This window comes from Chitinophaga sedimenti (assembly GCF_023156195.1).
Taxonomy (GTDB): domain Bacteria; phylum Bacteroidota; class Bacteroidia; order Chitinophagales; family Chitinophagaceae; genus Chitinophaga; species Chitinophaga sedimenti.
In genome coordinates, this window is sequence record NZ_JAKUKA010000001.1 from 3464647 (window position 1) to 3488120 (window position 23474).

General features: G+C 49.6%; 24 protein-coding genes, 1 tRNA gene and 2 pseudogenes. 19 read left to right on the forward strand and 8 right to left on the reverse strand.

What is annotated here, in order from left to right; translation table 11 throughout:
- Positions 1-103 precede the first annotated feature (103 nt).
- Positions 104-706: an RNA polymerase sigma-70 factor gene (locus tag MKQ70_RS19690; RefSeq protein WP_248073680.1), complete on the reverse strand. Its 603-nt coding sequence runs from the start codon at positions 704-706 to the stop codon at positions 104-106.
- 267 nt (positions 707-973) lie between these two features.
- Between MKQ70_RS19690 and MKQ70_RS19695 the strand changes: the two genes are divergently transcribed.
- Together MKQ70_RS19695 and MKQ70_RS19700 are read left to right on the forward strand one after the other, a co-directional pair.
- On the forward strand, positions 974-1561 hold the full coding sequence (locus MKQ70_RS19695) for a TetR/AcrR family transcriptional regulator (RefSeq protein WP_248073682.1): 588 nt from the start codon (positions 974-976) through the stop codon (positions 1559-1561).
- Between the two features lie 79 nt (positions 1562-1640).
- Entirely contained in the window at positions 1641-2384 is a 744-nt protein-coding gene (locus tag MKQ70_RS19700) for an SDR family oxidoreductase (protein ID WP_248073683.1), read from the forward strand.
- A gap of 51 nt (positions 2385-2435) precedes the next feature.
- Here MKQ70_RS19700 and MKQ70_RS19705 read toward each other — a convergent pair whose 3' ends face one another.
- The 4 genes and pseudogenes from MKQ70_RS19705 to MKQ70_RS42435 form a co-directional block, all read right to left on the reverse strand.
- Positions 2436-3983 carry a trypsin-like peptidase domain-containing protein gene (locus tag MKQ70_RS19705; protein WP_248073684.1) on the reverse strand — a complete coding sequence of 516 codons (1548 nt, stop codon included), beginning with the start codon at positions 3981-3983 and terminating at the stop codon, positions 2436-2438.
- Between the two features lie 96 nt (positions 3984-4079).
- Positions 4080-5218, reverse strand: a pseudogene (locus MKQ70_RS19715) (redoxin family protein).
- A gap of 187 nt (positions 5219-5405) precedes the next feature.
- Positions 5406-6020 carry an SDR family NAD(P)-dependent oxidoreductase gene (locus MKQ70_RS19720; protein ID WP_308199090.1) on the reverse strand — a complete coding sequence of 205 codons (615 nt, stop codon included), beginning with the start codon at positions 6018-6020 and terminating at the stop codon, positions 5406-5408.
- Positions 6021-6234: 214 nt separating this feature from the next.
- Positions 6235-7433: pseudogene (locus MKQ70_RS42435) on the reverse strand (anhydro-N-acetylmuramic acid kinase).
- A 130-nt stretch (positions 7434-7563) separates the two neighbouring features.
- Between MKQ70_RS42435 and MKQ70_RS19735 the strand changes: the two are divergent.
- From MKQ70_RS19735 to MKQ70_RS19800, 14 genes are all read left to right on the forward strand, one after another.
- Positions 7564-8310 carry a DeoR/GlpR family DNA-binding transcription regulator gene (locus MKQ70_RS19735; RefSeq protein WP_248073691.1) on the forward strand — a complete coding sequence of 249 codons (747 nt, stop codon included), beginning with the start codon at positions 7564-7566 and terminating at the stop codon, positions 8308-8310.
- Between the two features lie 62 nt (positions 8311-8372).
- On the forward strand, positions 8373-8984 hold the full coding sequence (locus MKQ70_RS19740) for a carboxypeptidase-like regulatory domain-containing protein (protein ID WP_248073693.1): 612 nt from the start codon (positions 8373-8375) through the stop codon (positions 8982-8984).
- Complete coding sequence (locus MKQ70_RS19745) at positions 8932-9177, forward strand: TonB-dependent receptor plug domain-containing protein (protein ID WP_248073696.1); 246 nt, start codon at positions 8932-8934, stop codon at positions 9175-9177. The genes MKQ70_RS19740 and MKQ70_RS19745 overlap by 53 nt, the downstream gene beginning before the upstream one ends.
- 197 nt (positions 9178-9374) lie before the next feature.
- Positions 9375-9896 (forward strand): hypothetical protein, encoded by a 522-nt coding sequence (locus MKQ70_RS19750; protein ID WP_248073699.1) that lies wholly within the window; start codon positions 9375-9377, stop codon positions 9894-9896.
- Positions 9809-10969, forward strand: a complete 1161-nt coding sequence (locus tag MKQ70_RS19755; RefSeq protein WP_248081499.1) for a TonB-dependent receptor domain-containing protein — start codon at positions 9809-9811, stop codon at positions 10967-10969. The genes MKQ70_RS19750 and MKQ70_RS19755 overlap by 88 nt, the downstream gene beginning before the upstream one ends.
- A gap of 28 nt (positions 10970-10997) precedes the next feature.
- Entirely contained in the window at positions 10998-11402 is a 405-nt protein-coding gene (locus tag MKQ70_RS19760) for a hypothetical protein (RefSeq protein ID WP_248073703.1), read from the forward strand.
- Positions 11403-11425: 23 nt separating this feature from the next.
- Positions 11426-12751 carry a RagB/SusD family nutrient uptake outer membrane protein gene (locus MKQ70_RS19765; RefSeq protein WP_248073705.1) on the forward strand — a complete coding sequence of 442 codons (1326 nt, stop codon included), beginning with the start codon at positions 11426-11428 and terminating at the stop codon, positions 12749-12751.
- Positions 12752-12798: 47 nt separating this feature from the next.
- Positions 12799-13044, forward strand: coding sequence for a hypothetical protein (locus MKQ70_RS19770; protein WP_248073708.1), 246 nt, complete (start codon positions 12799-12801; stop codon positions 13042-13044).
- Positions 13045-13061: 17 nt separating this feature from the next.
- Positions 13062-13367, forward strand: a complete 306-nt coding sequence (locus MKQ70_RS19775; protein ID WP_248073711.1) for a hypothetical protein — start codon at positions 13062-13064, stop codon at positions 13365-13367.
- A gap of 32 nt (positions 13368-13399) precedes the next feature.
- Positions 13400-14440, forward strand: coding sequence for a serine hydrolase domain-containing protein (locus MKQ70_RS19780; RefSeq protein WP_248073713.1), 1041 nt, complete (start codon positions 13400-13402; stop codon positions 14438-14440).
- Positions 14441-14586: 146 nt separating this feature from the next.
- On the forward strand, positions 14587-16053 hold the full coding sequence (locus MKQ70_RS19785; protein WP_248073715.1) for a sodium:solute symporter: 1467 nt from the start codon (positions 14587-14589) through the stop codon (positions 16051-16053).
- A gap of 31 nt (positions 16054-16084) precedes the next feature.
- Positions 16085-16348, forward strand: coding sequence for an N-acetylmuramic acid 6-phosphate etherase family protein (locus MKQ70_RS19790; RefSeq protein ID WP_248073717.1), 264 nt, complete (start codon positions 16085-16087; stop codon positions 16346-16348).
- Positions 16330-16887 carry an N-acetylmuramic acid 6-phosphate etherase gene (locus MKQ70_RS19795; protein WP_248073719.1) on the forward strand — a complete coding sequence of 186 codons (558 nt, stop codon included), beginning with the start codon at positions 16330-16332 and terminating at the stop codon, positions 16885-16887. Before MKQ70_RS19790 ends, MKQ70_RS19795 begins: the two co-directional genes overlap by 19 nt.
- An 11-nt stretch (positions 16888-16898) precedes the next feature.
- Positions 16899-19856: an FAD-binding and (Fe-S)-binding domain-containing protein gene (locus MKQ70_RS19800; RefSeq protein WP_248073721.1), complete on the forward strand. Its 2958-nt coding sequence runs from the start codon at positions 16899-16901 to the stop codon at positions 19854-19856.
- 82 nt (positions 19857-19938) lie between these two features.
- Here the strand turns inward: MKQ70_RS19800 and MKQ70_RS19805 are convergent, their stop codons facing one another.
- Together MKQ70_RS19805 and MKQ70_RS42440 are read right to left on the reverse strand one after the other, a co-directional pair.
- Entirely contained in the window at positions 19939-20532 is a 594-nt protein-coding gene (locus tag MKQ70_RS19805) for a glutamate--tRNA ligase family protein (RefSeq protein WP_248073724.1), read from the reverse strand.
- A complete protein-coding gene (locus tag MKQ70_RS42440; protein WP_372490001.1) occupies positions 20475-20870 on the reverse strand; it encodes a glutamate--tRNA ligase family protein in 396 nt (131 codons plus the stop codon). Before MKQ70_RS42440 ends, MKQ70_RS19805 begins: the two co-directional genes overlap by 58 nt.
- Positions 20871-20896: 26 nt before the next feature.
- On the opposite strand from MKQ70_RS42440, the gene MKQ70_RS19810 reads away from it, so the two are divergent.
- The 3 genes from MKQ70_RS19810 to MKQ70_RS19820 all read left to right on the forward strand — a co-directional run bounded on the left by MKQ70_RS19810 (position 20897) and on the right by MKQ70_RS19820 (position 22411).
- Positions 20897-20970: transfer RNA gene (locus MKQ70_RS19810), tRNA-Asp, on the forward strand.
- A gap of 428 nt (positions 20971-21398) precedes the next feature.
- Positions 21399-21914 (forward strand): hypothetical protein, encoded by a 516-nt coding sequence (locus tag MKQ70_RS19815; protein WP_248073726.1) that lies wholly within the window; start codon positions 21399-21401, stop codon positions 21912-21914.
- Entirely contained in the window at positions 21905-22411 is a 507-nt protein-coding gene (locus tag MKQ70_RS19820) for a M60 family metallopeptidase (protein WP_248073729.1), read from the forward strand. The genes MKQ70_RS19815 and MKQ70_RS19820 overlap by 10 nt, the downstream gene beginning before the upstream one ends.
- 307 nt (positions 22412-22718) lie before the next feature.
- Here MKQ70_RS19820 and MKQ70_RS19825 read toward each other — a convergent pair whose 3' ends face one another.
- Complete coding sequence (locus MKQ70_RS19825; RefSeq protein ID WP_248073732.1) at positions 22719-23468, reverse strand: ABC transporter ATP-binding protein; 750 nt, start codon at positions 23466-23468, stop codon at positions 22719-22721.
- Positions 23469-23474 lie beyond the last annotated feature (6 nt).

Below are 23474 nucleotides of genomic sequence, written 5' to 3' on the forward strand. Positions count from 1 at the left end.
CGCAATTAGGACAGGCAGAAAAAAGAAATTACGTACAGGTTTAAAAAAAAATATTTCTACATCCAGAAAGGAAAAAGAGAGAGCAACAGGATGATTGGCGGCTTCATATTACCAGGACCTTTTTTAAGGGCACCAGCGGACCAATGGCCTCAGTCAGTCGCCGGATAGCCCGGAACAACTGGGTTTCCACCGTGCGTGGCGATATGTTAAGAATCGCCGCCACGTCTTTATACTTAAACCCGTCTTCCTTAATTAACTTAAATACCCGCCGGCATTGCTCGGGCAAACGATTAATCTCGCCGTCCAGCTTTAAGAGCATCTCCTTCCATTCCATATCCTTTTCAGGATCGGCGGAGGCCGTCAGTTGAGAAAAACCGCTGTCCAGCGGCGTAATACGGAGCGAAGAATACTGCTCCAGGTAATTAAGCGAATGATTTTTCACCGCCACGAACAGGTACACCTCGAGATTATCCACCTCCTGTAACTCCGCCCGGCGGTTCCAGATTTTCACGAAAACGTCCGAAACAATCTCCTCTCCTGCCTCGTGCGATCCCACATATTGCACACAAAAGCGCAACAGCCGGTCGTACAGCAGTCTGAACAAAGCCGCAAAGGCCTGTTCATCTCCATAACGTGCAATCTGCATTTGCAATTCCCTGATATGATCCGATTGGCTGGGATTCATCGTTTTTATACCTTCTTTCACGTGGTTTAAGTAGGCCGCGGGGGATAACCGCCGCTGCACTTAAAGACAGGCAATTTGAAGAAATTACTTACAAGCCCGAAAACTTTTTTTTGAATGGCGGGCGTTAAAATGCGCATTAGCAATGTATTGCGGAGCTATAATTATCTAATTATCAAGATAAAACAAAATATAAGGAACAATTATGCCGCTAAATGTTCCCCAACCCATAAATCAGGTTGAAAAGAATTATTTGGCAAAATAAACCGATCGGTCTATTTTTGTATCGTCATGAACAAAGCAGAACGTACCAAACAGTTTATTATTGAGAAGGCGGCACCGATCATTAACCGCAAGGGAATGGCCGGCACTTCCATCAGTGATATTATGGAGGCTACGCAAATGGCGAAGGGCGGCATTTATGGCAATTTCGAAAGCAAGGAGGAAATCTGCGCCCTGTCGCTCGACTATCTCCTGGAGCGTATCGATACGACACTCAACCACCGGCTGGCCGATCACACTGCCTGCAAAGACAAACTCTTCGAGCTACTGGAATTTTATAAATCGCAGGCAACGGCCGAAAATGCGTTCGGCTGCCCTATGCTTAATTTCGGCGTGGAAGCAGACGATACCAACCCCGAAATCAAACAGCAAATAAGTAAGGCTATCGCAGCTACACAGGCGCGTATGTCCAAACTGGTAAAAAAGGGCATCGAGACCGGCGAGTTTAAAAAGGGGTTCGACGCAGAAACATTCTCCATTAAAGCTTTTTGTATGATTGAAGGCGCAATGTGGGCTACGAGGATGACCGGCAACAGCAAACAGGTTCGCGTTGTTACAGACCTGCTTAAAAAGGAAATCACAGATCATCTCAAATAATTTTTTTCTCACTGTATAGACCGATCGGTCTATTATTTTTAAAAACGAAAAGACCGAACGGTCTAATAATAAGGCAATCATGAAAACACAAAACAAAAGTATTCTTGTAACAGGCGGCGGATCGGGTATCGGCTATGCGATCGCCAAAGCATTTGCGGGCAACGGCAACAAACTGATACTGGTGGGCCGTACGGAGGAACGCCTGAAAACCGCGGCAGCAAGCCTTCCCAATACCACTTATATCGTGGCCGATATTACAAATGAAACAGCAGTAGCACAGCTCGCAGAGAAAGTTAAAGCACAGGGCGGTCTTGACATTCTTGTAAACAATGCTGGCACTGGTGTGGCTTACCAGCTTTTACAAGGCGAGCCGGTGGTGCAGAACGCCCGGTATGAAATGGAGATCAACTACTTCTCCGTATTAAATGTGATTGAACAATTTCTCCCGGTGCTGAAGGAAAGTAAAGAGGCGGCCATCATCAATATTCAATCGGTGGTATCATACCTGCCAAGTTTGGTATTGCCGACTTACAGTCCGACCAAAGCTGCCTTGCACAGCTATTCTCAATCATTGCGGGTGGCGTTGCAGCGCAGTGCTCCCCAAATACAGGTATATGAAGTATTTCCGCCATTGGTAGATACAGATCTTGTGAAAGATTTCGACAGTCCCAAACTTTCGCCGCAAGTGGTAGCGAACGATATATTGAAAGCCGTACAGGAAAACAACTTCAATGTTCGCAGTGGCCTGACCAACGACATCTATCAATTATATCGCCAGTCGCCAGACCAGGCGCTGGCCGCGCTCAATTCGCTGGAAGCATAAAAAACGCGTCCATCTTTCGATGAACGCGTTATATACCATAGCGCCTGTTAATTAACGGGCGCTTTTTTCATTAATAAAGCGAAACACCTCATCGGCAGAGATGGCCAGGCTGCTCGTGCGGCTAAACCTAGCGATGTTAATGCCCTTAAAATTACCGTCCGTGTCAAACACCGGCCCACCGCAATCTTCCGGTTGCAGGATAGCATCATGCGCAAACACGGCGTTAAAACCGTCGCGACGGAAGCTCTTACCACCGGGGAATGACTCCGCCGGATGCCCCGAAGGTGGCTGCTGCACTTTTTCTGCCAGAACGATGCGGCTGGAGTATGCACTATCGCCACGTTTCAGCTGCATTAATACCGTATCGCCCGGCCATAGTTGCTGCAGGGTAGCGCCATAGTCTTCAGGCTTCTGCATAGTTACACCGTTCATGGCAACCACCTCATCTCCTTCCTGCAAACCATTAATGCCTGCCGGAGAAGAAGGACGTACCATGCTAAAGCGCATGGGGCCTTGTTTGTACGGAACAGAAGCGCCTAAAAAACCGGCGCTGTAGAACTTCGGCAAACTAAACGGCTGACTGCCCGCCACACTTACTACCGCGGACCGCTCCGCAAGCGGCGACAGCAGCAATTTACCAATGGCGACCGGCGTTGCAGTAGTAACGATACCGGTTTTTAACGGCGTTTTGAGCTGGAACAGCACGAGGTCAGTTTCCCGTTCACGGGCCAGCAGCTTGGCTTCCAATTGTTTTTTACCGTAAAATACCGAAGCAGCGTCGCTTACCTGCGAGCTTTTGCTCACGATGTACGTCTGGCTGCCAACAGAGAAAATGGCGCCCTGCGCTTTTTTACCGCCGCCGCTGATCCACACACAATATTGTGTGAGGCGGGCATCGGCTTGCGTGAAAGCGGCCTTCAGGTCCTTTAACTGCGGCCAGCTTTGAATAGCGGTGGCCTGGGGATCAGCATCCACCTTTTCGGACTGTTCCGGCAGTGAATTGAATTTTTTTGCTTCCCGTAATGCCATGTAGTATTTGCGATATAACTCCACCGGCACTTCGAAATTATATTGCTCCCCGTTTGTAATCGCGCTATGAATGCCAATTACACGGCCCAGCAGATCGAACAATGGTCCACCGGAATCACCGGGCTCCATCAGACAGGTGGATTGAATAAATCCTTTTTCATTGTGCGCGTTTACAATGCGACCGAAGCGTAAGGTCGGCAAGCGTTGGTTCAGACTTTCCGGGTAAGCGATGCTTACGCAGGGCTCATCTTCCTTTAAAGAAGTTGTGTAGCCCATTTCTGCGTGCGGCCAGGTACCGGGTGTAAGAATTTTCATCATCGACACGTCCGGCACAGTGCGGTCTTCCGCCATTTCAATTTTCCCCAATGCTTGAGCAATGGCTTCTTTGCCATCCGGGAACATCACCAGGTACGTGAAACCCGGTGTAGTAGTGTGCGCGGCTGTGAGAATGTAACCATCGGCGCTCACGACCACACCACTAAACTGCGCGCTCATTTGCTTATGCGTAGATGTATCCAGCCCCCACATGCGAACGCTGGCCGGGTAAGCCTTTTGCAGTACGGTCGCCATGGCGGCATCGTACTTTTTATATCAAATTGCTGGCTGCGGGCAGTTGTGGCACACAACGCCAGGCAGGCGATCAGCCCGATTTTCTTCATATTGATATTAGTTGGCGAAAATTTCCTTCAGTTTCTCGTTCAGTTTTTCGCCCCTTACATCAGTGGCAATGATATTACCTTCTTTATCGAGCAGGTAGCAGGTGGGAACGCCACGCACACCATACAGGCGGCCAACTTCGTTGCTCCAGCCTTTCAGGTCAGATACATGCAGCCAGGGCAGCTTATCTTCTTCTATCGCTTTTACCCATGCCTTTTTATCTGAATCGAGCGACACAGAAAGAATTTCGAAACCCTTGTCTTTGTAGATTTTATATTGCGACAGCATATTGGGATTTTCGGCGCGGCAGGGCTGCACCAGCTGGCCCAGAAATCGATCAGCACCACTTTTCCTTTTAAACTGGCCAACGCCAAAGGTTTGCCGTCCACATCGTTCTGTGTGAACGCGGGCGCAGGTTGTCCTACTTTAGTGATATTGATGGATGCCATGCGCAGACCGAGCTCCTTACCCATGTCGGTCGCCTTCAGCTCTTTTGACAGTGCGTCCCAGATTGGTTTGGTAACAGCGGCATTACCTTTATCTGCCAGCTCGGAAAGACCTGCTAATGCGAAGTAGGATTTTGGATTATTTTTAGCGAATTCCAACACTTTCTCTGCACGCGCTTTACGCCTTGCCTCAAAGCGGCTGTTCATCGCCTGCATGAATTCCGCATCGCGTTTATCTTCGTCGGATGCCTCCATATATGCCTGCTGGTAATCCCTGCTCAATTCCATAATGCTGCCGCCGATGTATTTCTTATATGCTACAAATTCGTTGTAAACTTTAGAACCGGAGAAAGTGGCGTTGTACAATGAATCTTTGGAAGCGATCTTCACATTCTCTGCTCCGAAATAAAAATAGATCACGTCTGCACCAGGTGAGTAAACGGAAAACCCTTTACCCTTGCCTTCGTGATCGAGTGCGAGCCGCGCAGACGCGTTACCCACGAGTTTGCCAGTCAGTTTGAACTGACCGTTTACCAATACGGCAGAATCCTCGCCGCCTTTGCCATTATCACTGGTATAGTCGATATATACTTTTGCAGGTTTGTCCAGTTTGCCGATATTTCCTGTAATGGTGAAGGTGCCGGTTTGAGCCGAGGCTACGGCAGGCACAAGCATGGTTGCCAAAAAGATGCGTTTCAGCATGCGGTTGATAGTTTTCTGATTAATGAAAGATAAAGTTGGCTATATTCCGGTAAAATATCACCGGCCATAAAGTTAACAAGTGAGACGATGCACACCTGTTAATACATCTTAAAGACAATTTCCGCCAAAAACTTATCGCCATTTATCAAAAAAAAACCGGCCATTGCGGCCGGTCCTGAAAAGATTTCTACAGAAACATACCTCCTGAGGCTTCCAGCCGCTGTGCAGTAACCCATTTGGAAGCATCACTGCACAAAAAGGCTACCACTTCGCCAATATCGTCGGGCAATCCCACACGCCCTAAAGCCGTTTGGGAAGCGATGTGCGCATTTACCTGCTGGTTATCGCGCACCACACCGCCACCAAAGTCAGTTTCAATAGCACCAGGGGCAATCGCGTTCACGCGGATTTTACGCGGACCGAGTTCTTTCGCCAGGTAGCGGGTGAGCGTTTCAATGGCGCCCTTCATGGACGCGTACGCTGCATAACCGGGCAGACTGAAACGCGCCAGCCCTGTCGATACATTTACGATCGCGCCACCGTCTTCCAGCAGGGCCAAGGCCTTCTGCGTGAGGAAAAACACTCCTTTAAACTGGATATTCAGCAGGGTATCGAACTGCTCCTCGGTAGTTTCAGCGAAGGGCACATGAATGCCGATACCGGCATTGTTTACCAGGTAATGAAAGGTTTTGGACTGGAAAGTAGCCTCCAATGTGGCTTTAAGTGTACTGAAAAAATCATCGAAGCCCTTTACCTCCCCTACATTGAGTTGCAGGGCAGCTGCTTTGCGTCCAAGTGCCACGGATCTGCGCTACTACGGCATCAGCTTCCTCCTTTTTGCTGTTGTAAGTAATCACTACATCCAACCCGTTGTTGGCGAGACTGAGCGCCATTTCTTTCCTAATCCCCGGCTGGCGCCGGTTACGAGTGCAATCTTATTTAATGCCATCTTTTTTCTTTTTTGTTGATACAAAACTAGACTGGCAGCGACCGAAAAATGGTGATAGTTTAAGTATTTATCCCGGGAAACTGATTTTGCCCATCGACACGTTCGGGATGCCATTGCGGCCTTTACCGAAGTTAACGGAGCCACCGCAGATGGCTTCATTGGCCAGCACGGCAAACAAAACCGCTTCTTTAGCGTCGGGGTTGATATGCAGTTCTTTAGTGCTTTTGAAAGTACAGCCGGGCAGTAACTCGGCCAGGTTGCGCATCAGTAAAGGGTTGTGCATCCCACCGCCGCTTACGTAGAAATGGAACCCTTTACCCTCATCGGTTACTGCTTTTATGGCTTCAGCAATCGTTTCGGCGGAGAATCGGTTGAGGGTGGCCATTACATCCGCATGTGATAAATTCCCGGCGTTAGCGGTTTGCAGGGCATTTTCCAGATAGGCGGTATTAAATAACTCCGGGCCGGTGGTTTTGGGGAACGGCTGTTGAAAGAACGCGTTGTTTTTGAGTGCGGCGAGCAATGCCCGATGAACAATACCTCCCATGGCTACTGCGGCATTTTCATCAAAATATAATTGAAAATGCTTGCGCATGTAGGCGTCCATGAGCGTGTTGCCGGTACCGGTATCGCTGCAAAATACCGCATCCGCATCAAGACTGCCAGGCAGGAACGTAAAGTTGGCAATACCGCCAATGTTCAGCATAATCCTGTTTTCATCTTTTTTGAGAAGATGAGGTAGTCCCCGTAAGCTGCCAGCGGCGCGCCTTCGCCACCAGCTGCAATATGTTTTTGCCGGAAATCGCTTAGGGTAATGATGCCGGTACTGCCCGCCATATGATCTCCATCGCCAATCTGCAAGGTAGCGTTGCCGAATTTTGCTTGTTTGTGCAAACTTTTGGGCGCGTGAAAAATCGTTTGTCCGTGGCTCGCCACCAGGTCAATTTCCGCAGGCTGCCGGTTCCATTTTCGCAGGCACTGTAATATAATAGCCGCGTGCTGCTGTGCCACCCAGCCATTGAGCAAGGTTAGCTTTTCAAGATCGACCTGCTTTTTGGAGAAGACAGAAGCGATCTCGTTTTTATAGTCCTCACCATACGACACCGTTTCAAAATCAAGCAGTTCGGTTTGCGTATCCATTCCCGTTCCCACGAAGCGGCATAGCGCTACATCAAGTCCGTCTACAGAAGTTCCCGACATCAACCCAATGATAAACCTTTCACTTTTTCCGGCGATGTGATAGAGCTGAGCGATCTGTTTATTCATATTGCATGTTTTAACGTTGGGAGGAAGAATATTTGCAGCTTTCTACAGGTATTGAAGTAAAAATATGCACTTTTTGCGTTTTTATGAAAAATAAAGTAAGTTTGTAAGAGAGCCAAAATCAGATTCGCTTATGCTTAAAAAGGAGCGGCAGTCATTCATTTTACACCAGGTAAACCTGCATAACAAGGTACTTTCTGTTGATCTGAGTCAGCAGATGGGCGTTTCGGAAGACACGATCCGGCGTGACCTGAACGAGATGGCGAAGCTTGGAAAACTGATCAAAGCCCATGGAGGTGCATTATCAAAGTCATTCCACCTTTCCATAGCATCAGACCATGTATATGCACTGGATAGTAAAAAACGTATTGCTACAAAGGCCTGCAGGTTGATAAAAGATGGCATGTTCATCCTCACTTCCGGCGGCACCACGATCATAGAACTGGCAAAATCTTTACCACCGGAACTTACCGCGACCTTTATCACCGTGAGCTTGCCGGCCGCTTATGAATACATTCACCATCCGAATATTGAAGTCATATTTATAGGAGATAAAATTTCGAAAAATTCGCAGATTTCTATCGGCGGAAGTGTGGTTTCGAGAATACAGGGCATCAGGGCAGACCTCTGTTTCACGGGCACGAATGCAATAGACACTAAACACGGCATCACCGATAATGACTGGGAAGTGGTAGAGGTAAAAAAGGCGATGGTTGAATCGTCGGACCGCGTGGCTTCCCTATCTATCAGTGAAAAGCTAAACACCGCGCAACGTATCAAAGTATGCGGCATTTCCAACATTCAAACCCTGGTTACCGAGTTAGACCCGGGCGATGAACTCCTGCAGCCATACCACACTGCGGGCATCGAAGTAATCTGAAGTATATATGAACAAGTGAGCAGCACCAACCGATCCATTTCTTCACATTAAAAACTGGGTTTATGAGAACATCTTTATTGTCCGGGCGGCTAAAGGGAAAATTCTTTTTTCCTGCGCTGGTCTTGCAACTGGCATCCCTGTTTACCTACGCACAAGTTCGGATTTCCGGCACCGTAACGGGCACGGATGGGAAGGGACTACCTACCATTGCAGTGCAGGTGCGCAATACCACCACCGGCGCATTTACGGACGTAAATGGCAGGTACGAAATCAATACCAACCTAAAGGATGGCAGTTATGTGGTAATTTTTACGAGTACGGGATACAAACCCGTAGAGAAAAAAATTGAAGTCGGCGCCACGAAAACATTCACCCCGGATACGCAATTGGAAGAAGACATTCTGGGGCTCGACGAAGTAGTCGTTACCGGTAACGTTGTTGCCACTTCAAAAAAGAAACTTACAAACGCCATCTCCACCGTTTCGTCGAAAGACATTCAGAACAGTGTGGCAACGGGCATCGACGGTGCATTGCAGGGTAAGGTGGCGGGCGCCACCATCAGCCAGAACTCCGAACCCGGCGGGCGGCATTTCTGTCCGGCTGCGCGGCCCCAGTTCGATCGTGGGCAGCTCCGATCCGCTGTACATCGTGGATGGCGTGATCGTGAACAATGACTCCAAACAACTGATCGACTTAGGTGGTTACACGCAAAACAGGTTGGTAGACCTGAACCCGGCAGACATTGACCGCATCGAAGTAATCAAGGGCGCCGCAGCATCGGCGATTTACGGGTCGCGCGCAAGTAACGGCGTCGTGCAGATCTTCACGAAAAAAAGGGAAAACCGGCGCGCCGCAGATTTCCTTTAATACATCGTTCCGCACCAACAGCATCCGCAAAAACTCGAATACAACGAATACCCGTTCCGCTTTAACAATGCGACCGTAACGGATACGAGCAAAACGGCGGTACAGCGGTACGACTACAGGACGATATTTTCCATACCGGGATCGGCACCGACAATTCCTTATCTGTTGCCGGCGGTACCGAAACCACTAAATACTATGTGGGCCTTTCTAATTTTTACAATGAAGGGATCATCAAAAACACCAACTTTAACCGCAACGGTTTACGGGTAAACGTTTCACAAAAAATAGGAAAAATATTTACCCTGAGCGCCGGCGCCAACTATACGCTGAGCGGCAGTAACGAGATTCCCAATGGTGGTATCACCGAAGCATACGGCGCGCTGACCGGTTTTATTTTTGCGAACAACTACGTGAGCCCGTATAAAAACCCGGTGTCGGGCATTTACCCATCGCTCGCTCCCACGGCCATTTTGCTGAGAACGAATCCGCTGGAGGCGATCGACCGGTTTAAGTTCAAACAGAAAGTAAACCGCTTTATCGGTAACGTGCAATTAAATGCGAAACCTATTGAAGGGTTGAATATTGACTATGTTTTTGGCCGGACAACTACAGCCAATTATCTACCGCATACATTCCGCCACGGAACACGACACCCACTTACAATGGCGGTTTGTCACAAACGGCAAACGCTATGGTGCTGCAGACCAATAACGACCTGACGATGAGCTATCGGAAGCAAATCAACAGCTGGCTGGAATCTACTACTGGTTTAGGTGGTACGATGCAATACGACCGACAGAACACGATGGTGGCGAAAGCGCAGCAACTGGGCTCCTTCGGCGAAACAGTAAATAACGGTACTGCTACAGTTACAGAGAATCGCTCCGAACGTTCTATCATGGGCGGCTACCTGCAGGAAACCATCGGCCTGTTTGATAAACTTTACCTGACTGGCGCTGCCAGGCTGGATGCTTCATCGGTTTATGGCGTAGACAACCGCTGGCAGTTCTACCCGAAAGTGAGCGGTTCTTATTTGCTTTCTGAAGAAGACTTCTGGCGCGACTCCAAACTGAGTGATATCATCCCTTCCGTGAAAATCCGTGCTGCCTGGGGCGAATCAGGTAACCTGACCGCGATTGGCGCTTATGATCGTTACACCTTATACAACCCTGTAAACTACAGTGGTGTAATCGGCTATATTTCCAGCGCGCAATTGGGTAATACGACCATTCAACCGGAAAGACAACGTGAATTTGAAGTGGGAACAGACATCTCGATGTTCAAAGATCGTTTGAGCATTGAGTTCAGCTACTACAACAAAGACATCAAGGACATGATCCTGAATCGTACACTGGCGCCCAGCACGTCTTTCAACAACCGTTTCCAGAACGTGGGCGTGATGACGAATAAAGGTATTGAACTGATGGTGAAAGGCGTTCCGGTACAAAGCAAAGACTTCACCTGGATCACCACTGTTGGCTATACACATAACAAAAACGTGATCAATGGCGTGGAAGGCAATGGCATCCTGCCTTTCGCGGGTGGGTTTGGCCAGGTGGCTGCCGTGAACGGATATCCGCTCGGCGCTTTCTACAGCACCTTTTATGCACGTAATGCAGATGGCTCACTGTTGCTGACCGCCGGCGGCCTGCCGCAAAGAGAGCGTGGTACACAAGGCCCTAATGGCACTTACACCGCGCAGCGCGATGCAAACGGGCAGCCCAGCGGCACCATCCTCAGTAAAGTGATTGGTGATCCCAACCCGAAACATATCGTATCCTCGGATCAATGATCTCAGCTATAAGAAATTCAACCTGCGGATGCAGTGGGATGGCATGCTCGGCTTCGATGTATTCAACTTCACCAAACGTGTAGGCGACAACGCCAACTACGGCGGACTGAAAGGCTACGAAGCAGAACTGAAAGGTGAAGTGCCTAAAGGTACCAGCGCAGCCCTGTTCTCCATCTTCGAAAACTGGATAGAAAAAGGCGACTTTGTAAAACTGCGCGAACTCTCCCTGTCCTACCAGGTAACGCCGCAAGCGGGCAGGCTCAAAAACCTGCGGGTGGTACTTTCCGGCCGAAACCTGATTTCCATCGACAATTACAGCGGCTTCGATCCTGAGATCAATGCGGCGGGACAGGACAACGCGGTGAGAGGTTTCGACTTCGTGGAAGTACCACTGCCAAAAACTTTCCAGATTGGCCTTAATGTGAATTTCTAACCGGAACGATTAAACGCAAAAACATGAAAAAGTTAGCTATATATATAGGTATTACCGCCGCCGTGCTCAGCGCAGGCAGCTGTAAACTCGATTACGGCAACCCGAACGGTCCAACTGAAGACCAGATCATCACCAGCCGCGAAGGCATGTTTACGCTGGCTGTCGGGTTGAAGCAGTTCTATTCACAAGGCTGCATGCAAAACCTCATTAACGGCCCGGGCGTTACCACCCGCGAATTGAAAGGCGTTTCTACCTTTACCAATGTCCCGGAACTGGAAGCCGGCGGCACCTCGCTGCCCACTTTTAATGCAAACATATTAAACCTGTGGACCGCCATGCTGCGCGCAATGGGTATGGCCGATAACCTGATCACGCACTCGAAACAGGTGGTAGCCGATGATTTGCCTACGCAAACCGGGCTGGTGGCGTTTGGCTCACTGTTCAAAGCGATGACCATTTCCGGGTTGGCAACGGCTTACGAACAGTTTCCGACAACGACTTCCGTGAGTGGCAATATGCCTTTTGTAACAAGAACGGTGGCGCTGGAACAGGCCATCACACTGCTGGATGATGCTGCGACGGCGCTTGCTGCGAATCCGCCTTCTGCAGAATTCAACTCACGTGTACTGGGCAGCAACTTTATATTGCTTGATTGCATCAATGCTTACCGGGCGCGTATCAATATGATGCTGGGCCGCTACCCGCAATCGCTGGCGGCAGCCAACCTGGTAAACCTGGCCACCAAATCTACTTTTGACTATAACGTAAACAGCCAAAACCCGATCTACACACAGATCATACTGTCTGCTAACTTTAAACCCCGCGCCAATTTTGGCTTGCCGGCCGGTTTATATGAGGCAAACGATGGCAGGCTGGCGTTTTACCTGGCTACGCCCGATGTGGTAGTAGGCGGCGAAACATTAAAAACAGTGAAGGGATTTTTTGACGCTTTGGATAAATCTATCCCGGTATACATGCCCGATGAGGTGCGCCTGTTAAAAGCAGAAGCGATCATCCGCAGCGGCGGCGACCTGAATACTGCTAAAACGCATATCGACGCGGTGCGTACGCAGACAAGTGGCGATCCGTTCAATGTGTACCCGGGATTGCCGGCCTATACCGGGCCTTTGACCCCCGATGCGTTACTGACCGAAGTTTACAAGCAGCGCAGTGCCGAACTGTTTATGCAGGGACTGCGCCTCGAGGACAGCCGCCGTTTTGGCCGTCCGCAACCGCCGACCAATGTAAACCCGGTGCCTGTAACTTTTGAAAGGAACAGGAATTTCTATCCTTACCCAGACCAGGAACGACTCAATAACACGAATACACCTGCCGATCCGGCTATTTAACACAACGGGCTCCCGGTAGCGAAAGCTGCCGGGGTTATTACAGTAAGATGAAGCGATACCTGACCATACTGTTACTATTGGCTTTCCACGTTGCGCCTGCGCAAAAGGCGGAAACTGTATTGTTGCGCAATCCCAACCAGCAATTGCCCCTGGGCGAGCTGCGCGATGTGCGGACAGCGGTGCTGCATTTCGGAGACGAACAGGCGGCCGTTTTTGACAGTATTGCGCAAAAATATCAACCCATTACCTCTTTTATGTTGACTCGATTACCCCGGAGTTATATGACCAGCTGAAGTTTTTCAACCTGCTGGTGATCCGCATCCATACTAATATTACCCCAACGCTGGCGGGCTTTCTGAAAGATATGAACAGCAACCGCCAGACCGTTATCTCGTTAAACGGCGCGAGCCTGTCCGCACTGCCGGACCTGCAAACGCCGGTGATCTGGCACCAGGAAAACAACACGACTACCGCCGCCGCTGCCGCACAATTGATCTATGGCGGCATTGCGGCGACCGGGCGCCTTACCGCTGCAGAAGGTCATTTCGCAAAGGGCGCCGGCATCAACACAAAAAAACAAGACTGGGTTACAGCACACCCGAAGCGGTTGGACTGAACAGCACAGCGCTAAACCGCATCGACTCAGTAGTGAACGCGGGCATCGCTGCTCATTCGGCGCCGGGCGCAGTTGTGCTGCTCGTAAAAAACGGGCAGGTGATTTTCCATAAAGCCTATGGCCATCACACTTATAAAAACGATGCACGACCCGTAAGGACAGATGATATATTCGACCTGGCGTCGGTGACCAAAGTGAGCGCTACCACACAGGTGGTAATGGAGTTATACGACAAAGGCAGCCTGCGCCTCAACGACCCGATCAGCAAATACGTGGCCGCGACACGCAGCATCAAAGACAAACAAGATATCAAAATAAAAGAGGCACTGCTGCATGAAGCGGGCTACACGCCGTACATCAAATTTTACGAAAAACTGCAGCCGGGCGACATGAGCCGAGATTCTTCCGCCGCCTACCCTACCGCGGTGGCCGATGGTTATTACCTGCGCAAAAACTATTTCGAAGATGTGATGTGGCCGGTAACTTTACAATCGCCCGTTACCACGCGCGGCAAATATGTATACAGCGATGTGAGCATGTATATGATGAAGGAAGTGGTGGAAAACATCACGCACGAGCCGCTGCAAACGCATTTGTCGGAAGGACTGTACGCCCGGCTGGGCCTGCAGACAATGGGCTTTTTGCCCCGCCGCCGTTTCCCGGTTGATCGCATTGTGCCTACCACCGAAAATGACAACTGGTTCCGGAATATGCTGGTGCAGGGATACGTAAATGATCCGGGAGCTGCCATGGCCGGTGGGGTGGAAGGACATGCCGGGTTATTTTCGAACGCGAACGATCTCGCAATTTTATACCAGATGTTACTGAATAAGGGATCATATGGTGGTACCCAATATTACAAACCGGCTACCGTAGCGCTCTTCACATCGGCACAATCGAAAGTGAGCGGTCGTGGACTGGGTTTCGCGAAGGTAGCCGCCAACTTACCCAGCAGCAGCGGGCTTGCATCCAACGTATCTTACGGGCACAGCGGTTACACGGGTACATTTGTGGGTAGATCCGCGTTACGAACTGATTTACATATGCCTGACCAACCGGGTGTACCCGGATGACGGCAAAACTTACGGTCCTGCCAAGGTGAACATTCGCCCGCTGGCGCTGGACATATTTTATCAAGCTGTATTGAAACGATAAAAAAATCCTTATTCTGCTATATTTACAGGCTAAGCGCTAAACTTAAAACAACAACATTCGAATTATGTCACCAGTCCTGCTATTTTCGCTCGTTATCGTCTACTTTCTCCTGTTGCTGGTTGTCGCCTGGTTTACATCGCGCAACGCAAACAACGATTCCTTTTTTATTGGTAACCGCGGATCAAACTGGATGCTGGTAGCCTTCGGCATGATCGGCACCTCGCTCAGCGGTGTTACGTTCGTAAGCGTACCGGGTACCGTGGGCATCGAATCCTTTTCCTATTTCCAGATCATTATCGGTAACCTCATTGGGTATGCCGTAGTGGCGTATGTGCTGCTGCCAGTGTATTACCGCATGAATCTCACTTCCATCTATAACTATTTACAGAACCGGCTAGGCTTTGCATCTTATAAAGCCGGCGCTTCGTTCTTTATATTATCGCGCATACTGGGCGCCACGGCCAGGTTGTACCTGGTGGTAAACATCCTGCATGCCACGATCCTGCAAAACTTTAACCTGCCTTTCTGGGTGGGCGCATTAGTGATATTGCTGATGATTTTGCTGTACACCTTTGAAGGCGGTGTGAAAACCATCGTATGGACCGATACACTACAAACCGCCTGTATGCTCATTGGGCTGCTGGTGTGCGTATGGTATATCCTCAACAACCTGGACCTTAGCCTGGTAGAGGGCGCAAAAGCCTTATCGGAAAAGGGTTATTCAAACATATTCGTAACAGACCCATCCAGTAAATTCTTCTTTTTAAAACAAATCGTGGCCGGCGCCTTTATTTCTATCACGATGACGGGCATGGACCAGGAAATGATGCAGAAAAACATCAGTGTAAAAACCCTGAAGGATTCCCAGAAAAACATGATGACCTTCGCCGTGATCTTTATGGGCGTAGTGCTGTTGTTCCTGTTCCTCGGCGGTTTGCTGCACCTGTTTGCGGAGGCACGCGGCATTGAGGCCAAGGGCGATGCGCTGTTTCCGACCATTGCACTGCAATACATGCCGGGTGCGGTGTCCATCATCTTTATCATTGCATTGATATCGGCCCTGTTCCCCAGTGCGGACGGTGCTATCACTGCGCTTACCTCTTCTTTCTGTATTGACATTTTAGGCATACAACGCAATCCGAACCTCAGCGAGAAACAAAAGAAAACAACACGGCAAATCGTACATCTGTCGTTTGCAGTACTCTTCCTGCTGTTCGTAATGGTGTTTAAATGGATGAACAATCCCAGCATGATCGGGTTGATATTAAAAATCGCCGGCTATACATATGGTCCGTTACTTGGCCTGTTTGCCTTCGGCATTCTGACGAAAAGAGTGGTGAATGACAAGCTGGTGCCAGTGATCGTAGTTGTGGCGCCTATCCTTTGCTTTGTGTTGGATAAATACCAGAAACAACTGTTCGGCGACTTCCAGATTGGGCTGGAACTGTTGTTCATCAATGGTTTGATTACCTTCCTCGGGTTGATGTTAATATCCGGGAAAGAAGAGGCAATTTCATTAAAAGGAAACTGAAACACGGGGACATGAAAAAGAATTTATAAAGGTGACTGAGCAGACCTCGAACCACCGCCACCTGGAGCAGATGAGCGTAAACGAGCTGCTGACCAACATCAACAATGAAGACGCGGGCGTTCCCGCCGCTGTGAAGCAGGCCATTCCCGCGATTGAAGCCTTTGTACTCGCCGCGGCCGACAGAATGCTGGCCGGTGGCCGCCTGTTTTACCTGGGTGCAGGTACCAGCGGGCGGCTCGGCATCTGGATGCTTCCGAATGTCCACCTACGTTCGGCGTGCCGTTCGACCTGGTGATCGGTATGATTGCCGGCGGCGACAAGGCTATCCGGCGTGCGGTGGAAAATGCGGAAGACGATACAGCGCAAGGTTGGAGAGATCTGCAACAATGGAATATTAACGATAAAGATGTGGTGGTAGGCATTGCGGCGAGCGGTACCACACCGTACGTGATCGGCGCCCTGAAGTCATGCAGGGAAAATAATGTACTGACGGGCAGCATTTCCTGTAACCCGGGCAGTCCCGTGAGCGAAGTAGCCGAGTATCCTATTGAAGTGGTGGTGGGGCCGGAATTCGTAACGGGCAGTACCCGCATGAAAAGTGGTACCGCACAGAAACTGGTATTGAATATGATATCAACCTCACTGATGATCCAGCTGGGACGTGTGGAGGATAATAAGATGGTCAACATGCAACTCACCAACGATAAACTGGTGGACAGGGGCATCCGGATGCTAATGGAAAAAGCGGGTATCAAAGATTACGAGGAGGCTAAATCGCTGTTACTGCAACATGGCTCGGTAAAAAACGCCATGAATGCCATGAGCGCGCGATAAAAAGACTGGACATGAATAAGGAGCAACTACCGAACATATTTGCCGGATTAAAAGCACAACTGGCGGGCGATCTTTACTACGATAGTAACGATTCGCTACACCGTACTATACTGATGGCTTACGCCACGGATGCCTCCGTATACCAGGAGCATCCGCTGGGCGTGGCTTTGCCGAAAAACAAACATGATATCAGCCTGCTGATTAAAACCAGCCAGCAACATAACATTCCGTTGATTCCCCGTACAGCCGGCACTTCACTGGCTGGGCAGGTGGTGGGCGAAGGATTAGTAGTAGATGTAAGCCGCTACATGAACCAGCTGCTCGAAGTAAACGTAACCGAAAAATGGGTACGCGTGGAACCGGGCATGGAACGCGATGTACTGAATGAACTATTACTCCCGCATAAATTATTCTTCGGCCCGGAAACGTCTACCTCCAACCGCGCGATGATCGGCGGCATGATCGGCAACAACTCCTGTGGCCTGCATTCTATGGTATGGGGCGCTACGCGCGATAACTTATTATCCGTGAACGCGGTGCTGACGAATGGAGAAGAAGCCGTATTTGCCCCGCTTTCCGATGGTGAATTTGCCCGCAAACGGGCGCAAACGAATTTCGAGGGGCACATCTATCAATCTATACACAAGATATTATCAGACGATGCGAACCGCCAGGCCATTCACGATGGCTACCCGGCGAAAAATGTACGGCGGCGCAATACCGGCTATGCGTTGGATGCGTTGGCAGATACACAGCCGTATGGCGGCAGCAATGACTTCAACCTGGCACATTTAATTGCCGGTAGTGAAGGCACTCTCGCATTTATCACGGAAGCAAAACTAAAATTGCTCGATCTGCCGCCGCAGGTGAACGGCCTTGTTTGCGTGCATTGCAGTACCCTGCGCGAATCGCTGCTGGCGAACCTTATTGCGGTACAGCAGCCGGTAACTGCGTCGGAGCTGGTGGATGACGTGATCATGAACTTCACCAAAGAGCACCCGGAACACCAACAGAACCGCTTTTTTGTGGAAGGCGATCCGGCGGCGGTATTGATGGTGGAGTTTATGTGTAACAGTGAGGCAGAGCTCATCGCGCAGACCAGCACCTTCATTGATGCACTGAAGGACAAACAGCTCGGATACGCTTATCCCCTGCTGCGTGGCCCGGAGATCAACAAAGCTTGGAATTTAAGAAAAGCCGGTCTTGGCCTGCTAAGAAATATTAAAGGTGATGCACAACCCGTAAACCTCATTGAGGACTGCGCCGTGGCGCCGGAGCATCTCCCCGATTACATTGCGGATTTGCAGGAAACCTTGTCCGGCCTTAACCTGAAAGCTTCGTACTACGCGCATGCCGGAGCGGGCGAGCTGCACGTGGAGCCGATCATCAACTTAAAAAGTGATGAAGGTAAAATTGTATTCCGTACCCTCCTGGCAAAAACGGCGGCGATTGTAAAAAAATACAAGGGCTCCCTCAGCGGCGAACATGGTGATGGCAGGCTGCGCGGCGAGTTCATTGGGTTTATGCTGGGCGAAAGATGCTATGAATTGTGCAAGCAGATGAAACTGATATGGGATCCCGCGCGACTGATGAACCCCGGTAAAATCGTGGATACGCCGCCGATGGACACCTCCTTCCGTTTCAAAAAGTTACCGGCGGGGCCAGGCGTAAAAACGCATTTCGATTTTTCAGAGCAGGGAGGCATTTTATCGCTCGCGGAAAAATGCTCTGGTTCGGGCGATTGCCGCAAAACCCATTTCGCGGGCGGAACAATGTGCCCGAGTTACATGGCGACCCGCTTTGAAAAAGATACTACACGGGCACGCGCCAACGTATTGCGGCAGTTCCTGTCTGCCGACAACTCATCACAGGCCTTTAACCACGATGAAATTGAGCATGCGATGGACCTCTGCCTTTCCTGCAAAGGCTGTAAAGCAGAATGCCCGTCGAGTGTAGATGTATCGAAATTGAAGGCCGAATACCTGCAACAGTACTACGACATTAACGGCACTCCACTGAAAGCCCGCATGATCGGTGAATTCCCGGCCCTGAACAAACTGGCGAGCATCGCCCCGGGATTATACAATTTCGCGTTCGGCAATAAAACCATTTCACGCATGCTCAAAGGCATGATGAACATGGCCGAAGAGCGGGAAGTACCGTTGATGCACAAGTTTACCCTGCAGTCGTGGCACCGCAAATTCAGGCGGCAGCAAAGTGGTAAAACCTTCTCCTCCAAAGTATATTTCTTTTGTGACGAATTCACCAACTACAATGATGTAACGATCGGTATGCGTTGCATAGCGCTGCTGACGGCGCTGGGCTACGAGGTGATCATCCCCGAACATATTGAAAGCGGACGCACCCACTTATCGAAAGGATTGGTAAAACGCGCCAAAAGCATTGCGGCGAAAAACATCTCGCTGCTTTCGTCCATTATCGATGATCCGTATCCGTTAATTGGTATAGAGCCTTCTGCGATCCTCACGTTCCGCGATGAATACATCGATTTATTATCGGGAGAAGAAAAAGAGAAGGCCCGTCGGCTGTCGAAAAAAGTGATGTTGTTCGAAGAATTTATGGCCGTCGAAATGGACAATGGCCATATTCCGAAAAATCGTTTTCGCAGTGATGAGCGCAAGGTGATCATTCACGGACATTGCCATCAGAAGGCGTTGTCGTCGGTAAATTATGCGCAAAAAGTGTTGTCATGGCCCGCAAACTACGAAGCAACGGTGATCAATTCCGGCTGTTGCGGCATGGCTGGCTCCTTTGGATTTGACAAAGACCATTACGAAACCTCTATGAAGATCGGTGAGCTGGTGTTATTCCCAACCGTCCGGAAACAGGCTGCGGATGTGATTGTAGCAGCTCCGGGAACGAGTTGCCGGCATCAGATCAAAGATGGTACCGGTCGGGAGGCTTTGCATCCCGCGGAGGTATTATACGACGCCCTTCTCCCACTTTGATATGCCGGGCAGTTCTGCATACGACGGAGGTTAGTTGATCCTATTTTTAACGACCGATCGGTTTATCACTGGTCGGTCGTTTTTATTTAAGTTGATGATATAAGGCTGCGAGCTCCTTCCAATTGCGAACGCACTGTTTCGCCCCCAGCATTCGGGCCGCTGCTTCATAAATATCTGCGGCCGATTTTCCCTCTTCGCGTAAATATTGTACAGATGTAGCCCCGGCGGATTTCGAAAGTTTACCGCCATCTACCGCGTTAATCAACGCGTGATGATAAAATGTGGTATCTGCAAACTTGCTGCCGGCAAGCAACGAGGCGATGAATAACTGGGCAGCCGTGGAGCCGAACAAATCCTGGCCACGTACAATGAGATCGACACCGAACAGCATATCATCTGCCAGCGAGGACAATTGGTAGGCCGGAAAACCATCCCTCTTGCGAATAATAAAGTATTGCATATCATCAGGCAGTACTATATCGAGCGGGCCCTGATCATAAGTTTTCATCTTCAGGAGACGATCGTCCGTTTTCAGTCGCCAGCTTACATCCGGTGCATCCAACGGGATACTTTTATGAAGACAGGTGCCGGGATAAGCGCCGCTTGTGCTTTCGCGGGCTATTTGCGCGCGGGAGCAGTTGCAGGCAAATAAGTAGGGCCGTAATTGCCCCAGCACTTCATTATAAACGTTGAGCCGATGCCGTTGTGAATATTGTTCAAGGAATGCATCGCTGTCCCGGGGCCCCTCGCCCCAGGGAATCTCCGGGAACCGGAGCGTTTCAAAAATATCATCGATGTATTTTTCTCAGCCCTGTCGCGGTCCATATCATCGATACGCAACAGGGTGATAGCGCCACAACGTTGTGCAAGATCGGCCGTGATAGCAAACGATAGAATATTTCCCAGGTGTAGAAAACCACTGGGCGTGGGTGCTATGCGCGTTTTATGATAGGCCGTTTGCGGAAGCATTTTTAAATTTATGCAAAGATTTGTTTTTTTGAATGAATTGTACATATATTTGCAACCCGGAATTACGGAATGGATCGGTAGTTCAGTCGGTTAGAATGCCGCCCTGTCACGGCGGAGGTCGCGGGTTCGAGTCCCGTCCGGTCCGCATCAAAGGTTTATCAGCAATGATAAACCTTTTTTATTTTGCCTTACTTTAACGTGTTGATTTCAGCGGATCAAGTCAAATTCTTGGGGGCTGAAAAAAAACTGTTTCTTTGCGATCTAGTAACTTAACAGCTTGAACCAGCACGATCTCAGATATTTCCTTCATTTATAAATAACCCATTGGAAGATCATCGTACCAGCTAACCCCGGTCAGGCTCACCCCTGACGACAATTATTGCCATGTACGCAACTTTCCCGTTCCTTTACAGGGAATCTTCGTCAGCCGCATAGCAACTTTAGACTGGCTTACCCCAACCACGGCAAAACCTCATTGCATCAAGACCAAATTACCCCAAAAAAATACATTTATGAAAACACAACAACTACTCGCATTATTATCACTTCCGTACTTTGGGAAGTTGTAAAAAAGTGCCGGATGACTTCTGGGAACACTGGAAAGATCCGCACGGCCATCCTGGCACCGCTACCGTTATTAAAAACCCCAGCTTCGAAAAGTCCATCAATTTCGACAATCCCGCTCCGGTGGAGCCGTGGTTAAAACTGGCATACCTTCCCGCTTCGGCCATCTATGAATGGGGCGCGCATATCGGCAGGAACAATACTGGCGGCGTAAGCCTGGAATCGGGCGATGGAGTGCTGAACGACATTGCTATTGGACAAGACATCGCATTAGACCCTTCGAAATTTTACGAACTACAGGGCTGGATAAAAACGGCGGACGTGCGGGATGGCACAGGCGCGAATATTTGCCTTTACGGTACCGGACAGCAAGTGCCACTATCACCGGTACCACAGATTGGCAGGAGGTCAAAGTCGATATTCCGCCAGGATCAACCAATATCACCATCGCATGCAGACTTGGTTACTGGGGAGGGGCAGTACTTGGGAAAGCGTGGTTTGATGACATTTCCCTGGTGGAAGTAAAAAAATTCTCTGCAACCGGCAAACACCTGCGGTTAGTATTGGACGAAGCCGATGTGGAAGGTATTCCCAGGCGGGCAATCAGCAACTGGGTTACGAACCTTGACCAGGCCTATGAAAAGATGGGCGAACTGATGGGTGGATATCCATACAATGGTAATATAATTACGATAGCATCTGTAGCAGATTATCCCGGCGGCTGGGCTGTTGCAGGTAATCCTATTTTATGGTACAAACCGTATATTAAACAGGAACTGCAGGCAATAGCTTCTTCCGGCACGTGGTCGTTCGGGATCATGCATGAACTGGGCCATGATTTTATCCTTGAAAACTCAAACACGCAGTGGGTCTTCCACGAGGAGATGTTTGCTAACTTCAGGATGTATTATGCGGTAGAAAAGCTAAATGCCACTACACAGCAGGACCGCATTTACAAAGGCAGGGAACTGGAAGCGTTTTATAAGACTAACGGTGAAGGAAGTTATGCCCCTGGGGAATAGAAAAAGGTATACCTTCTGGATACAATGGCGTGATGTACACCCTTTTAAGGATTAAAAACCTTATAGGCTGGGCGCCCGTGAAAGCGGCCATACGCGATTTGAACGCGTCCTCTGCCGCACCAGCCACTAACTGGGAAAAATTCAACCTGCTACTTGATAAACTCACACAATATTCGGGGCGAAATGTCCGATCAACATATCAGCCCGGTGAGCTTGCGACAATTGAGCAGCTAATGATTTTAGAACAATAGGTCAAAAACAAGCCCCAAAAAGCCAGGTCCTTTTGGGGCTTGTTTATAAGCGTACATTAGTGCTGCGTCAGAAACGGGAACTGATTCCCGAAATACTTTCTGATGAAGATCTGCGGCATATTGTTACACGACCGGGCAACTATCCACAACTTTCCCATCTTCCATCTGAATAACACGGTCTGTACGGGCGGCAAATTCTGGTCATGTGTAACAATCAGCAAGGTTTGCTGAAATTCATCCGCCAGGCGGCGAAAAAGGTTAAAAACGATTTCCCCGTTATTTTTGTCAAGGTTGCCTGTAGGCTCGTCACCCATGATGATACATGGGTCGTTTATCATTGCCCTGGCGATGGCTACGCGCTGCTTTTCGCCTCCCGACAATTGACTGGCTTTGCGTTGCGCCAGCTGCCCGATGCCCAGCATATCAAGTTTACGCATGGCCCGCTGTGCTATTTCTTTCGGAGGATATTGATTCAGCTTGAGGCCGGGCAACATGACGTTATCCAATACGCTGAATTCATTGAGGAGATAGTGAAACTGGAATACGAATCCAATTTTTCCATTGCGCACACGGGCCAGTTCCGCTTCGCCTTTTCCCTTCATCGGCTCCCCATCGATGAAAAGCTCGCCGTTATAGTCGGTATCCATCGTAGACAGAATGTATAGAAGGGTGGATTTTCCGCAACCGGATTTGCCGGTAATAGTCGCGAATTCTCCCTTATTTATCTTCAACCCGATTTCACTTAACACCTTCACTTCTACCGGGTCGTGAAAATACTTGGTGATATTGCGTGCTTCTAATATCATCTCTCC